Annotated in this window: 13 protein-coding genes and 1 riboswitch; of the genes, 2 read left to right on the forward strand and 11 right to left on the reverse strand. The window is 63.4% G+C overall.

Annotated elements, in window-relative coordinates:
* Positions 1–2: 2 nt before the first annotated feature.
* The 11 genes from mgtE to H587_RS0102750 form a co-directional block, all read right to left on the reverse strand.
* The gene (gene mgtE / locus H587_RS0102700) at positions 3–1,382 is read right to left on the reverse strand and encodes a magnesium transporter (RefSeq protein ID WP_027174955.1); all 1,380 of its coding nucleotides are present in this window, start codon (positions 1,380–1,382) and stop codon (positions 3–5) included.
* A 233-nt stretch (positions 1,383–1,615) separates the two neighbouring features.
* Positions 1,616–2,032, reverse strand: a complete 417-nt coding sequence (locus tag H587_RS0102705; protein ID WP_027174956.1) for a universal stress protein — start codon at positions 2,030–2,032, stop codon at positions 1,616–1,618.
* Positions 2,029–3,240 (reverse strand): cation:proton antiporter, encoded by a 1,212-nt coding sequence (locus tag H587_RS0102710; protein WP_027174957.1) that lies wholly within the window; start codon positions 3,238–3,240, stop codon positions 2,029–2,031. The genes H587_RS0102705 and H587_RS0102710 overlap by 4 nt, the downstream gene beginning before the upstream one ends.
* A gap of 45 nt (positions 3,241–3,285) precedes the next feature.
* The gene (gene eno, locus H587_RS0102715; protein ID WP_027174958.1) at positions 3,286–4,551 is read right to left on the reverse strand and encodes a phosphopyruvate hydratase; all 1,266 of its coding nucleotides are present in this window, start codon (positions 4,549–4,551) and stop codon (positions 3,286–3,288) included.
* Positions 4,552–4,560: 9 nt separating this feature from the next.
* Positions 4,561–5,151, reverse strand: coding sequence for a tyrosine-protein phosphatase (locus H587_RS16990; RefSeq protein ID WP_051202391.1), 591 nt, complete (start codon positions 5,149–5,151; stop codon positions 4,561–4,563).
* On the reverse strand, positions 5,148–6,389 hold the full coding sequence (locus H587_RS0102725) for a DUF190 domain-containing protein (RefSeq protein ID WP_027174959.1): 1,242 nt from the start codon (positions 6,387–6,389) through the stop codon (positions 5,148–5,150). The genes H587_RS16990 and H587_RS0102725 overlap by 4 nt, the downstream gene beginning before the upstream one ends.
* 14 nt (positions 6,390–6,403) lie before the next feature.
* The gene (locus H587_RS0102730; RefSeq protein ID WP_027174960.1) at positions 6,404–6,778 is read right to left on the reverse strand and encodes a fluoride efflux transporter FluC; all 375 of its coding nucleotides are present in this window, start codon (positions 6,776–6,778) and stop codon (positions 6,404–6,406) included.
* The gene (locus H587_RS16995) at positions 6,775–8,226 is read right to left on the reverse strand and encodes an ATP-binding protein (RefSeq protein WP_051202392.1); all 1,452 of its coding nucleotides are present in this window, start codon (positions 8,224–8,226) and stop codon (positions 6,775–6,777) included. Before H587_RS16995 ends, H587_RS0102730 begins: the two co-directional genes overlap by 4 nt.
* Positions 8,227–8,314: 88 nt before the next feature.
* A riboswitch (Fluoride riboswitch) is annotated at positions 8,315–8,376 on the reverse strand.
* A 16-nt stretch (positions 8,377–8,392) separates the two neighbouring features.
* A complete protein-coding gene (locus H587_RS0102740; RefSeq protein ID WP_211219482.1) occupies positions 8,393–8,959 on the reverse strand; it encodes a Chromate resistance protein ChrB in 567 nt (188 codons plus the stop codon).
* 103 nt (positions 8,960–9,062) lie between these two features.
* The gene (locus tag H587_RS0102745; protein WP_211219483.1) at positions 9,063–10,310 is read right to left on the reverse strand and encodes an MFS transporter; all 1,248 of its coding nucleotides are present in this window, start codon (positions 10,308–10,310) and stop codon (positions 9,063–9,065) included.
* A 65-nt stretch (positions 10,311–10,375) separates the two neighbouring features.
* Entirely contained in the window at positions 10,376–11,347 is a 972-nt protein-coding gene (locus tag H587_RS0102750) for an inorganic phosphate transporter (protein WP_084630353.1), read from the reverse strand.
* Between the two features lie 996 nt (positions 11,348–12,343).
* Between H587_RS0102750 and H587_RS20140 the strand changes: the two genes are divergently transcribed.
* The gene (locus H587_RS20140; protein WP_084630355.1) at positions 12,344–13,306 is read left to right on the forward strand and encodes an integrase domain-containing protein; all 963 of its coding nucleotides are present in this window, start codon (positions 12,344–12,346) and stop codon (positions 13,304–13,306) included.
* A gap of 317 nt (positions 13,307–13,623) precedes the next feature.
* Complete coding sequence (locus H587_RS21355) at positions 13,624–13,830, forward strand: helix-turn-helix domain-containing protein (protein ID WP_169432740.1); 207 nt, start codon at positions 13,624–13,626, stop codon at positions 13,828–13,830.
* Position 13,831 lies beyond the last annotated feature (1 nt).

The following is a 13,831-nucleotide window of genomic DNA, read 5'->3' on the forward strand; positions in this document are numbered from 1 at the left end:
CCTCATATTCCAAGGATCATTTTTGCCGTCCCGAAGTAGAGGAGCAGTCCGGTGATGTCCACGATGGTGGTCAGGGCCGGGCTGGCGATGACGGCGGGGTCCTTGCCCAGACGCGCGGCCGCCAGTGGCAGTACCGCTCCGATGAGGGTGGCGGTGACCACCTGGAGGGACAGGGCCAGGGCGATGGCCAGGCCGATGGGGCCCAGGTTGAAGCCCGGCGGGAGTTCCGAATCCGCCGAAAGGAAGAGGACCTTGCCGTAGGACAGGACTCCCAGCACCAGGGCCAGGAGGATGGATATCTTCAGCTCCTTCCAGAGCACGGGCAGCACGTCGCGGGGGCTGATCTCCCCGAGGGCCAGGGCTCGGACCACCACCGTGGCCGACTGGCTGCCCGTGTTGCCGCCGGTGTCCGCCACCATGGGCATGTACAGGGCCAGGATGAGCAGGCTCGTCAGGGTGTCTTCGAAGCCGTGGATGATCATGCCCGAGACCAGTCCTAGAGCGGCCAAGCCCACGATCCAGGTGGCCCGGTTGGTGAAGTGCCGCCAGGAGGATGTCCGCAGGTAGGCCCCGGCCTCGTGGCGGCCGCCGATGGCCATGAGCTTCTCCATGTCCTCGGTGTGCTCCTGGTGCAGGACGTCGATGGCGTCGTCGTGGGTGATGATGCCCACCAGGCACCGGTTGGCATCCACCACGGGCAGGGCCAGCAGGTCGTACTTGGCGATTTTGCGCACCGCGGACTCCTGGTCCTCGTCCACCTGGGCCAGGATCACGTCCTTGTGCATGAACTGCCCGACCCGGCTTTCCGGCCGCGCCAGGATGAGGTCCTTGAGCGAGACGAACCCGGAGAGCCGCCGCTCGGTGTCCAGGACGTAGGCGTAGTAAATGGTTTCCTTGTCCGGAGCCGCGAGGCGGAGGGCGTCCAGGGCCTCCCGGGCAGTCATGTCCGGGGAGAGCGCGGCGTACTCCGAGGTCATGATGGCCCCTGCCGTGCCTTCGGGATAGGACGACAGCTTCAGAATGTCGTTGCGTTCGGCCTGGGCCAGGCCGGGCAGGATGGTCTCCCGCTCTTCCTCGGGAATGCGCTTGAGCAGGTCCACGCGATCGTCGGGGGACATCGCCGTGACGAGGGCGGCAAGGTCGCGGCGCTTGAGCCGGGCGGCCAGCTCCACTTGGCGGCCGGGCTCCAGATGGGCGAACACTTCCGCGCCCTTTTCCGGGTCGAGCAGCGGGAGGATCCGGGCGGCCTCTTCCTGGTGCAAAGAGTCCAGGTTTTCGGCCCCTAAGGTGGGGTGGATGGCGTTGAAAAATGCCTGCAGCCCGGTCCTGTCGGATTCGGCCAGCAGGGAGCGCAGCTTGGCGAGATCGATGTCGCGGATCATGGGTCCGTCTCCTTGATGCGCCGGCGGCGCGCCAGCGGGGACGGACCAGAGGGACTATGCCAGAGGTCGGGTCGTGGGCCGGGACGCGGGAGCCGGGTTATGGGTACTCGGTATCGGGCTACTGTCGCCGGATGCTGACATCTCGGACCTCCTTTCTTTTTCTGGGCTGCAACTATCCCAAACAGGCGGCCGCTGCAACCAATGATTGCCGCCATGTAATAGCCGAATCCAGCTCAACGCACCACGGATACCGTGCAGTTGGCGTAGTTGATCACCCGTCGGCACACGGAGCCGAGCATCCATTTTTCGACGAGCGTGTTCCCTCGATGCCCCATGGCGATCATCTGCACCTTTTCCTCCTCGGCCAGAAGAATGATCTGCTCCGCGGGGTGGCCTACCTTCAGCTCGAAGCGGGGGGTGATGCCTTCAGCTGCGGCGCGGGCTGCCAGTTTGGTGAAATGCTTCGTATAGAATTCTTCCGCGTGGTCCAACACGGCGGAGACCTCGACGCTCACTGGCGGCTCGGGCAGGGTCGCCACGGAGCAGACGATGAGTTTCGCGCCGTACTTCGCGGCGATGCCCACTGCGAAGTCGAATGCCTTTTCTGACTGGGGCGAGGCGTCATAGGCGACAAGCAGCTTCCTGATCATGGGGTGCCTCCTGGCGTTTGAACTGGTTGCTGCGGGGGGATGACAATCGTTCTGCCGGCACCGGAGCGAAGTAGGTGCCTCGGCAGGAAAAGCTTGTTGGCGATGAGCGTCGGCACCACTGCGCTGGCGATGACGGCCGCCACAAGATAGGAATACTGGGCGTCGTCGACGATTCCCTTGTTCAGGCCGAAGAGGGCGGCGATGCTGCCGAAGGTCAGTCCGGTGGACATGAGCATCGTCGAGTACATGCCCTCCTGCCGGGGATTCTCAAAAAAGCGGGTGGCGGGGTACACGGCGATGAACTTGGCCGCCATCTTGACCAGCAACAACACCACGAAGACCATCGGCGCCGCGGCCAGGGCAGGCACGGACACGAGGGAACCGGCCCGGATGAAGTAGAAGGGCGTGAGCAGGCCGAAGGTCAGTGTGCGCAGCCGGCGGATGAGCGCGTGGTCCTTGCCCACGGTTCCGGCCAGGACCATGCCGATGAGATAGGCTGGAAGCACCGCCTCGCTTTCGGCCCAGGCGGCGAGACCGCCGAGGCCGAAGAGCAGCAGGAGCAGGTACTTGGCCTCCAATTCCGAAGGCCGTCCTCCGTATTTTCCGAAGAAACGGACGGTGATCCACGGCAGCACCAGGAACGCCGCCGTGCCTACGCCCGCGAAGATGAGTGTGCGCAACGTGAAGGGGGCGAAGATCAGGCCCAGGGCCACCACGGTGCCGAGATCCGTGACAAAGCATGCGGCCAGAAGGGTTTTGCCGAATTCGGTCTTGTTCAGGCCGAACTCCAGCATGACCGCGTAAACCACGGCCACCGAGGTTGTGGACAGGGCCACGCCGGCGAGCCAGCTTGCCGTGGCGTTCCAGCCGAGAAGCCAGTGCGCAGCTGCAGCGCAACCGAAAAACGGCGCGAGAAAGCTCAAGAGCCCCACGGCCGTGGCCTCTTTCCATTTCTGGCGGAAGATGGTCGGATCAAGCTCGGCGCCTGCCAGGAAGGTCAGGAGAATGGCTCCGGTACCGGAGAGGAACTTGATCCAGGAATCCCCGACCCCAAGCGAGGCGCCGAGCACGGCTCCCAGAACCATCTGCGCCACGGTGCCCACGACGATTTCCGAGAGCGCCGTGGCGATGCGAAACCAGATGGACAACAAGGTGGCGAGCAGGGCGAGTCCGATCCAGATCGTTGCGAGAAACCATGTTTCCGCCATGACGTTTCTCCCGTTGTGACAAGGCGCCGTTGCGGGTCGGCTTCACTACCGCCCAAACTTGGCCGCGGCTCCCAACCCTCGCTCGATCTCCAGGAAGCGGTTGTACTTGCACAGGCGCTCACTGCGGCAGACCGAGCCGGACTTGATTTGGCCGCCGTCCATGGCCACGGCGAAGTCGGCCAGGAAGGAATCCTCGGTTTCTCCGGAGCGATGGGACATGAGGAAGCTCCATCCGGCCTTGCGGCACAACTGCACCGCCTCCACGGTCTCGGTCACCGTGCCGATCTGGTTCAGCTTGATGAGCACCGAGTTGCTGCTTTTTTCGTGAATGCCGCGTTCAATGAAACGGGTGTTGGTGACGTAGATGTCGTCGCCCACGACCTGGATGCGGTCGCCGAGGACTTTGGTCAGGGCAGCGAAGCCCTCCCAGTCGTCCTCGGCCAGGCCATCCTCCAGGAGGATGATCGGATACTTATCCGTCCAGGCCTTCCACAGGGCGACCATTTCGGCGCTTGTTTTCCTGCCCTGTCCGGATTTTTTCAGGTCGTAGGCGCCGCCCACCCCGAAGGAGGAGGCGGCGGGGTCAAGGGCCAGGGCCACATCCTTGCCCGGGACGTAGCCCGCGACATCTATGGCCTCCAGAATGACCTCGCAGGCCTCCTCGTTGCTGCCCAGGTTGGGCGCAAAGCCGCCCTCGTCGCCCACTGAGGTGGCGAGACCCTTTTTCTTGAGAATGGCCTTGAGGGCATGAAACGTCTCCGAACCGTAGCGCAAGGCCTCGGCGAAGCAGGGCGCACCGATGGGCGCGATCATGAATTCCTGGAAGTCCACACTGTTGTCCGCGTGTTTGCCCCCGTTGAGCACATTCATCATGGGCACGGGAATGCGCATGGCGTTCGATCCACCAAGATAGGCGTAGAGAGGCAGGCCGCAAGCCTCTGCCGCAGCCCGGGCCACGGCCATGGACACGCCCAGGATGGCGTTGGCTCCGAGATTGGCCTTGGTGGGGGTGCCATCCAGTTCCCTCATGCGGCGGTCGATTTCGGCCTGCTGGGCGCAATCCAGGCCGACCAGGGCCGGGGCGATTTTGTCTCTGACATTGGCGGCGGCCTGAAGGACACCCTTGCCGCCGTAACGCTTGGGGTCACCGTCGCGGAGTTCCACGGCCTCGTTCTCGCCGGTGGAAGCTCCCGAGGGCACGGAGGCCGAGGCAGTGACCTCCCCCTCCAGTTCCACGAAGACACGGATTGTCGGGTTGCCCCGTGAATCAAGGATTTCCATGGCGTCCAATGCCCGGATTGTCCGTTTCATGCGGTCCTCCTAAGGCCGTTCGGCCTGTGTGGTGATGCCGCCCCGTGCGGCGACGTAGTCCCAGTAGCTGTGGTCCATGGCGTCTGTATCGCTCCAGAGCCAGGGGAAGTGCCCGTAGCGCAAAGAAAGCTGGCCAGCCGCGTCACTCGCCGGGAGATGCCTGCTGGCGAAAAGCCAGGCCGAAACCACGAGCCCGGTCCGGTCCGCGCCTCCCTCGCAGTGGATGAGCAGGGGCTTGGGCGTCCGGTCCACGCAGTCCATTATTTCGTCCAGGGTTCCTGGCGCGACAGGCTCCAGGGCCGAAAGCTTGCGGTCGTAGAGGACCACCCCGTGTTCCCGGGCCACGGCCGTTTCCTGCTGGTACCAATGGGAGTCCGGATGGCGTCCGCGCAGGTTCAGGATGGAGCGGATGCCGTGTTTTTCAATGAAGCGGCCCAGTGTTTCCGGGTCCAGCTGGGCCGAGCGGTAAATCCGCCCCTCCTCCACCACATGGATGTTGTTCCAGCCGCGTACGGCCAGGAACAGGGCGCCCAGGAACAGAAGCACGGCCAAGATGGCCGCGAGCCCGCGCGCCCATGACCGGATGCGGGATTGCGTCACTGCACGCCCCCGATGGCCTTGAGCATCTGGTCCCTGTCCACCATGCCGGACAGGTGGCCCTGCCCATCGGTCACCACAAGCCGCTTGGCCTTGCGTTGCACCATTTCCTGGAGCACAAGGGATACCGGCGTCTCCTCGGCGATGCTGAACACGGTCGTGCGCATGGCTTGGGCCGCGGTTCCTTCCAAACCGGAGGGTTCGGCAGGTTGCCGCGAGAAAAGCGCCGCCAGGGACTGTAGCGGCCCGGAGCGCGTCTTTTCCGCAAAGCGGCGGAACAGATCCCGGTCCAGGATGATGCCGAGCATCCGGCGGTCCTGGTCCACGACCACCACGCGCCGCAAAGGCGAGGACAGGATTTTCTTCAGCGCCTGGTCCAGCGGCGCGTCCGGGGCCACCGTGGGCACGTCGCGGAGCATGACATCCCGGGCCAGTCCGTCCAGGCGGCCAGGCAGACCGGGCAGGCTGTCGGCCACGGAGGCGGCGGTGGCGATGGTCCGCAGCACGTCGATGCGGCTGACGATGCCGGCCAGCTTGCCGCGCTCGTCCAGCACCGGCAGCCGTTTGATCTTCTTTTTGGCCATGAGCCGGGCCGCTTCAGGCACCTTGGCCCGGATGCCGATGGTCGCCACCGGGGCGGTCATCACGTCCCGGGCCGTCTTTCCCGAATGGTCCAGCGCCTTGACCTGCGCTTCGCGGACAAGACCGGGCAGCTCCCGGTGCAGGCTGAGGCGCAGGGACATGCCGCCGCGTTCGAGAAGGTCTCCGCCTGTCACGATCCCGAGCACCGTCCCGTCCTGGACCACAGGAACGGCCTTGATGTCCCGTTCGAGCATGGCGGCCAGGATCCGGGACAGGGGAGCGTCCGGCGGCACTGTGGCCACGTCCGCAGTCATGACGTCGCTGACCCGCATGGGATGGAAGAAGGTCGCCTGAACCTGCTGGCGAATCACCGCGCCCTCGCTGACGGTCTCCTCCAGCCAGGGCAGGAAGGCTGTGATGCGCTCGGGGCGGTCCACAATCTCCACCACCATGGGCAGATCCTCGGACAATCGGAGGATCTTGGCGGTATGCACTAGGCTGTTGGCCCCGAAGCCGAGAACGCCCCGGAGCACTGTTGCCCCGGCCAGCCCGCGTTTCCTGGCCTCCTCGGCCACGATTTCGAAAAGCGGGCGGCCCTTGATCTGGTCGCTTTCCCCCACGTAGACGCGCAGGATTTCCGCATCGATCTTGATATGCATCGTGTCGCTCCTTGTCAGATCAGCCTGCCGAGCAGCATGCCCGCCGCCAGGCAGGACAGGCCGAGCAGGCCCTGTCCCAGGAAGTTGAGTCCGGCGAGGAGCCATTGGGCCGAGCGGATCAACTCGCCGGTTTCGAACATGAAGGTGGAAAAGGTGGTGAAGGCCCCCATGAAGCCGACCAGGATGACCATCCGGGCTGGGCCGCCAAGGAGCAGCCGCTCCTCGGACAGGACCCAGACCAGGCCGAACAGGAACGACCCGAGGATGTTCACCGCTGTCGTGCCCCAGGGGAAATCCCGGCCCATGACGCCGTAGACCGCGCCGGACAGCCAGTACCGGGCCAGGGTTCCGGCGGCCCCGGCCAGGGCCATGAGAAGCATCTTGCTCACAGGTTCAGATTCTCCGTTCTTTTGCGCACCGAGGCAAGGGCTTGGCGGAAGTCCCTGGCCGTCACACGTAGATTCTTGAGCCGGTCCTCGGGCAGCGCCGCCGGTTCACGCAGCAGATCGTCCAGGTCGAAACGCCTGCGCAGGCAGGCATAGGCCGCCTCGCGCACCAGGCAGGCGATGTCCGCCCCCGTGAGTCCGTCCATGTCCCCGGCCAGGGCGGCCAGGTCCACGTTGCGTTCTAGAGGCAGGCCCCGGGTATGGATTCCCAGGATTTTCCGCCGTCCGTCCAGGTCCGGCAGCGGAATCTCGATGAGCCGGTCGAAGCGGCCGGGCCGGAGCAGGGCCCGGTCCAGGAGGTCGGGCCGGTTGGTGGCGGCCAGGACAAAGACCCGGCCCAGGTCGTACACTCCGTCCAGCAAAGTCAGGAGCTGGGTGGTGAAGCGACTGTCCAGGCGCAGGCTCTCGTCCGAGGAGCGCGACTGGGCGATGGCGTCGATCTCGTCGAAGAAGACGATGGCCGGCTGGCGTTTCTGGGCCTCGTCGAAAAGTTCACGCAGCTTTTCCTCGGATTCGCCGTGCCACTTGGTGATGAGCTCTGGCCCGCTCACCGGCAGGAAGGCGGCTCCGGACTCGTGGGCCAGAGCCCGGGCCAGCAGTGTCTTGCCGCAGCCCGGCGGGCCGAAGAGGAGCACACCGCGATGATGCGCGATGCCCAGACGGCGCAGGACTTCCGGGTGTTTCAACGGCAATTCCACAGTCTCGCGCAGGGTGCGCACGGCCTGATCCAGCCCGCCCACGTCGGTATAGCTGGTCCTGGGAATCAGGCGTCCGGGTTGCGCGCCGGAGATGTCCGCGGACGCCCCGCCTGCCGGGGGCTTGGCGCGACCCGGATCAACCACGGGCCGGGCCTCGGGCGGCGCGCAGTCCCGCGGCAGGGCGTCCGCCAGGGCTTCGGCCTGCGTCGCGTCGAAATGCGGACACAGCTCCAGCCGTTTCCGGGCGGTCTCGTCCCGGAGTCGTTGCTTGAGTGCCGTCTTGTCCGTTTCTCCCGCCCCGTCCCAGGGTGGCACATGGGCAAGGCGACGGCAGCCCCAGTTCCAGCCACCTTGGCCCGGCACGCAGTATTTCCGGCCCTCCCGGGCCGCATCCCGAGCCCCGGCGCAGTCCAGCACCGCCAGGACCTCCTTGAGGCCCTCCAGGTCCAAGTCCCGCCCATCCAGGCGCAGGAACGAGCCCGGGTGGCCCTTGGCCTCTTTCCAGAGGTCCAGGAGCACGTCCCGCAGGACCCCGGCCTGGCCCAGGCCCAGGCGCACGCGGCCGCCTTCGCCCGTCCTCTCGAAGCCCGGCAGCAGGGCCGCGCGGCGCAGGCACGGGTCGTCCTCCCCGGTGTGGCGCACGGGAAATTCCAGATGGAGTATCACGTCCCGGAGGGAGGTGGGCTGTCTCATAGTCGTTGTCCTTTGCTCCGTGCGGGGCCCAACAAAAAAACCACGCCTCGCGGCGTGGTCGGTTGCTGCACAGACTCCTGCCGCATCATTTTCGGCAGGAGTCATCGGCTTCACAAGCGGATCAAGGGGGACCCCATCCCCTGGAGGGAAGAAGGGAAGGCCGTGCCTAGTCCTTCTTCCCGTGGACCCTATCATAAACAGCGCGCGAAAAGTCGTCCAGCGCCTTTTCGCAGCGCTTGATTTTTTTCAGAACGTCTTTGCGCAAGGGCGAGTTGACGGGGTTTCTTTTTTCAATTTTATTCAACCATTTTTTAAGCTTGTCCAGTTCTTCCTCGTTTTCCTCCACCTCGCCGAAGATGAAGTTCTGTTTCTTCGTCTCCATTTCAATTTCCAACAGGAAATCGTCGCACTTGTGCAGGAGTTCGCCGTATTCCTCGTTGCCGGACTCCATGAGCGCGGATTTGATACGCGCCTCGTCCTCCGGGCCCAAGGTTTTGCCTTCGATCAGCATGCTTTCGCCCTTGCAGGCGGCGATTTCGGTGGAAAGCCTTTCCAAGGCGGCGATCCTGTCCACATGGTGCGGCAGGATCCAGAAGGACAGGCAGTTCACCGCCCCCATCTTCTTGAGCTGCCGCCAGACGCTGACGCGGGCCCGGGACGGCTGCGTCGGCACCGTGTAGGAGAAAAAGAGCCACTTCACGTCGTTGCCACCCCCGTCGTTGAGTCCGGTCATTCCGGCGTGTGGCTTCCTTGTATGATTCGGGGCGAATCGTGTAAAGCCGGAACCGGTCCGCCTGGGAAGATGGCGGAAGTCGGCGCGGTTTTTTCTTCTCCGGTCACTTCACATCGTGCCCCGCGCTGGTTGAGGCCCGATGACGGCGCATGACGAGAAGCATCAGCGGGATGGCCAGGAACTGGACGACCACGGAAAAGCTCACCAGCGCCGGGATCGACATGTCGTACAGGACGCCCATGAGGGCGCTGCCCGCGAACCAGAACACTCCGAAGCTCATGTTGAAGACGCCGAAGGCCGAGCCGCGGCGGGCGGCCGGGGACATGGCGGCAACCACGGCCTTCATGACCGACTCCTGGGCGCCCATTCCCACGCCCCAGAGGACGACACCGCAGATAGCGCCGGCGAATCCTCCGAGGAACAGAAGCGGCGCGGCCAGGACGCCCGCCAGCATGGCCGCGATGAGGACGCCCATGCCTCTGCGGTCGTAAACTGCGCCGAAGACGAGGGCGGCGGCGCCGTCCACGGCCATGGCCAGGGCGTAGAAGAAGGGGATCCAGCCTCCGTCGACCACAGCCCGAGCCTGGAAGTGATAGGCGATGAGGGGGTAGTCGGCGAATCCGGCGGCGACGCAGGCCGTTGCCGCAAGATAGAGCCAGAAAGGCTCGGCAAAACCGTGGGTGTCCAGCTCCGGCGTGCGCCGCTCCAGGTCGCGGGGATTGGGGAACAGGACGCGCGCCAGTCCCAGGGTCCCCAAGGACAGCAGGGCGGGGATCAGCAGAAGGCCGAAGCCGAATTGGTAGTCTTGGAGGATCTGGCCGTTTTTCCAGGCGATGACACCGGCCATGAGCAGAGGGCCAATGGTGGCTCCGGTCTGGTCCATGGCCTCGTGCAGGGCGAACCCCCAGCCCCGGCCCATGGTTTTTCCGGCGAAGGAAAGCATGGCGTCCCGGGGTGGGGAGCGCAGAGCCTTGCCGACGCGTTCCGCGAACATGAGCAGCACCGCGTACTGCCAATGCCCGGTGATGGCCAAGAGCGGCACGGCCAGGAGATTGACCAGATAACCGCAGATGGTCACCAGCCAGTACCGTCCCGTCCGGTCCGCCAAGCGGCCGGAGACCAGCCGCAGAGCGTATCCGAGCAGTTCCCCGAGTCCGGCGACCACGCCCACCACGGTGGCGCTGGCGCCGAGCAGCGCCAGATATGGGCCGATGATGCCGCGCGCCCCTTCGTAGGTCATGTCCGCAAAGAGGCTGACAATGCCGAGGAGCACCACGAACCATGTGGCGCGCCTGGCCGTGATGGTGTTGGCCGGAGTCTGGCCGGCAGGGACGGTGTTTTCTCTTTTCACCGGGGGACTCCACGGCAAAAGGTTGGAACAGGGACCAGTCGGAGGAAGACGTCCATTCCCTTCTCTCACTGCACCTTGAGAATGAAGTGCAGCAGCTTGTAGAGACAGAAGGACACGATTCCGGCCAGCACCGGCGTGAAGAACCAGGAGAAGACGATCTCGGCCAGTGCCTTGCGATTCAGAGTCTTGAGCCCGCGAGCCCCACCCGCCCCGGCCACCCCGCCGATGAGCGCCTGGTTCATGGACGTGGGGTAGCCGATGAACGCCGCAGTGTGGGCCGTGATGCTCTGGGCCAGCTTGGCTCCGACTCCCATGTTCAGGTCCAGTTGGACGATGCCCTTGCCGACCTTTTCCAGAATGGGCTTGCCCCAGGTCAGGGCGCCGATGGCCATGACGATGCCGCCGATGAACCCGGCCTTCATGGGCGTCAGGAGCTTGAGGCCGTAGAACACGCCCACGGCGTTGCCGGTGTTGTTGGCTCCCAGGGTGTAGGCCGCGTAGCAGCAGCCCGCCAGCAGCGCCCACTGAAGACACTTGGTGCCCCGGGCGGAGCAGTTCTTCATCACCCGGTCGGTCAGCCGGGTGAGCAGGAAACCGAGCAGGGCGCTCATGATGGGGGTGCCGATCCAGGTCACGAAGAGGAAGACGATGGTCGTCTTCCAGAAGACCGGCGCGCCCATGGCCAGGGCCGAGCCCACCACCGAGAAGCAGGCCAGCTGCGAGGTGGACACGGGCCACTTGAACCAGGTGTTGGCCGCGGTCACCATGGCCGCGGTAAACATCATGACCATGGCCCCCAGCGGGGTCATGTCCTCGCCCCGGATGATGCCGGTGCCCACGGTCTGCACCACGTTGTGGCTTTCGAACGTGGCCCCCAGGATGACGAAGAAGGCGATGAGCAGACAGGCGGTGATGGGCTTCTTGATGACCCCAGCTCCGTAGGCCATGCCCATGGTGGCCCCGGTGTAGTGCGAGCCGATGGTCCAGCCGAAGAACAGTCCCGAGAGGACCATGCCTATGGTGAGTGCGTGTTCCATGTATTCCCCCTATGCGCCTATTTGCGTTTTCTTGTAACTGTTGATACAAGTATACATTGATAGTGTCAAGTTAAATGTATCATGCGTTACAACGGACGGCCCGCGGTATTGTTTCTAAGAAGAGGGCCCTCGAACTCGAAAGTGAGCCAACCTGCCTCTCAAACCGTTTTCAACCGTAGCCAACATGTCAGAATTCTAAGGGACAACGTTTCAAAGAACACCACAACGCGTTTTCCGGTGGGACTTTTTTCAGAATTTGGAATTATCGGGGGCTCGGTCAGTTTGAATGTACGACCGGCGACTGTAGGTTTCTGGCAGGGTTTATGGTTTCCTGGTAGGCGCTTGCGCGTTTTCTTTGGGGCGTGGTATGCTTAAGGAAACCATTGGTTTCTTCAACCCCAAGGAGGTCAGACAGCACACCGGAAGTCGCGTCATCGGTTTTGATGGAATCAAAACTGATGACGCTGTGAAATTAAGAAACTGCAAGACTTCGCACACCGTTTTCCGACCAAACGACCCTGGTTACAATCCAAACGCATCCTTCAGGCCACACTGCGCACCCGTTGCTGGATGAATGGCGAGGGCTCCCTCGTCATTGCCGCCTTCCCCCATGGCTGCCATATCAAACGCTGGACATAGCGCCAGCGGGGCAGCATCCGCTATTGACTGAATTCGCGGGACCATTCCCAGTGGGAAAAGGGCATTTGTTCATCCCGTAGCTGCTGTGTGTGGTGGATTCCGCCACAGGCGACCCTTTGGGTCGCTTTGCCCTGGGGCTTCCCCAGAATATGGCGAATGGATCCCGACAGCCAGCCTGATAGGGAACGCAAAATGACGCGGCCTATGTTCCGCGTTTGCCATTCCACGAGATCGAACACCCCGCCTGTCGGGGTTTTCGTGTTTCAAAAAAGTATCCATTCCCCCCTTACCGCTCTTGCGCTCCGAGTCATCGGTGGTGTTCCCTGAAGGAGTACCAGGGCAACCGGGAGGGAACACATGGCCGGGAAATCTGACAGTTTGGTCTTTGGGGTGAACCGCGGCACCTTGTCGGGCCCGAGAAGTAAGCAGGAAAGAATTCGGGAAACCGCGCGATTCTTTGCCCAAACGCTCCGCGCGGCGCGCATGGGTGCCCAGAAATGGAGCAACCTGAACAATAAGCATTTCCAACGCGTTGTGGACCAGATGCGCGGGCGAGGGGCTGGAGACGGGAGAATCGCTGAAGTCCTTTCAGCCGCCAGGCATGTGTGTAGGGCTTACGGCAACGAATGCGTAAGCCGGGACAACAGTACCTTCGGCGTGCATCGGGGCACCATCGCCAACCCGACAACCAAGGCAGCCGATCCGGACAAGGTTGCACAGGTGCTGCACGCACTTCGGATGGATACAAGCTATGTTCATGCTCCCCGGGCAGCAGCACAAATCGAGCTGATGTACCAACTGGGCTTGCGGCGGGAAGAAGCGGCCAAGGTCGATTTGGTTAATGACTGGAACCGGATTGAGCACACACTATTGATACAGCATGGCACAAAAGGCGGCCGCCCGCGGGTCATTGAGGCTCTGTCTGAACAACAAGAAACCGCCCTGAAGCGGGCTGAGGCTTTCGTCAGCCCATCGAACCGGAAAGGAATCTATAATCTGATGCCCCAAGGAATGGGCGACGAGTGGCTACACCGCGTCGACTATGCGGCCAGGACACATGGTATGACGAAAAAAGAAATGGGGTGCACCCTTCATGGGTGCCGTCATGAGCGATTTCGCAAAATGTACAAGGACCATTGCGGATTTTTACCGCCCAATTGTCATTCATCACTGGATGCGTTCCAGGAAGCGGCCCAAAATGTAGCGGGAACGGGTTGGATGCAACGTGATGCTGAGGTGCGCGATCAAATTGAAGCCACGGCAGGACATTCGCCAGGGCGGCGCGACATATCGAATGCCTATTTGGGAAGCAGCAAATAGGCCTACGCTGCAACCTGGGACGACGTACTTCTGATTTCTCACCCCGCCATCGGCCTTCGGGGGGGACCAGCCCCCCCCGTGACCCCTCCCGCAGGGGCCTGAGGCCCCTGTCCCCCCCTTTTTCCGCCCAGGGCTCCAAGCCTGCCCTAGGCGGAAAAAGGTTTTTTTAAAATTTCCCCCCTCAAGGTCTTGTCCGCTAGGGCGGCCCGGTGGTTTGCTTGGGTCATCAGAGGCAATGAGGAACCAACGCCAACCGGCTGCGGGCGAGCGCGCAACAGCATGGATAGCCGTTCGTACCGCCCAGGAGCCAAGGGATGATGTGCACCGAACTGAAACTGCTGACCATGGAAGAAGTCGCCCGAATCTTGAGGGTCCACCGTTCCACAATCTCGCGGCTGATCGCCTCTGGCGCTTTGCCAGCGCTCGCGATACGGTCCTGTACGCGGGTCAGGGGAACCGACCTGCGCAAGTTCATTGACAGCCAAATAGGGATGTCGACGGGAGAAAGCTCGATGGAGCGATGAC

Origin of the sequence: Desulfovibrio aminophilus DSM 12254 (assembly GCF_000422565.1) — a bacterium.
Taxonomy (GTDB): domain Bacteria; phylum Desulfobacterota; class Desulfovibrionia; order Desulfovibrionales; family Desulfovibrionaceae; genus Aminidesulfovibrio; species Aminidesulfovibrio aminophilus.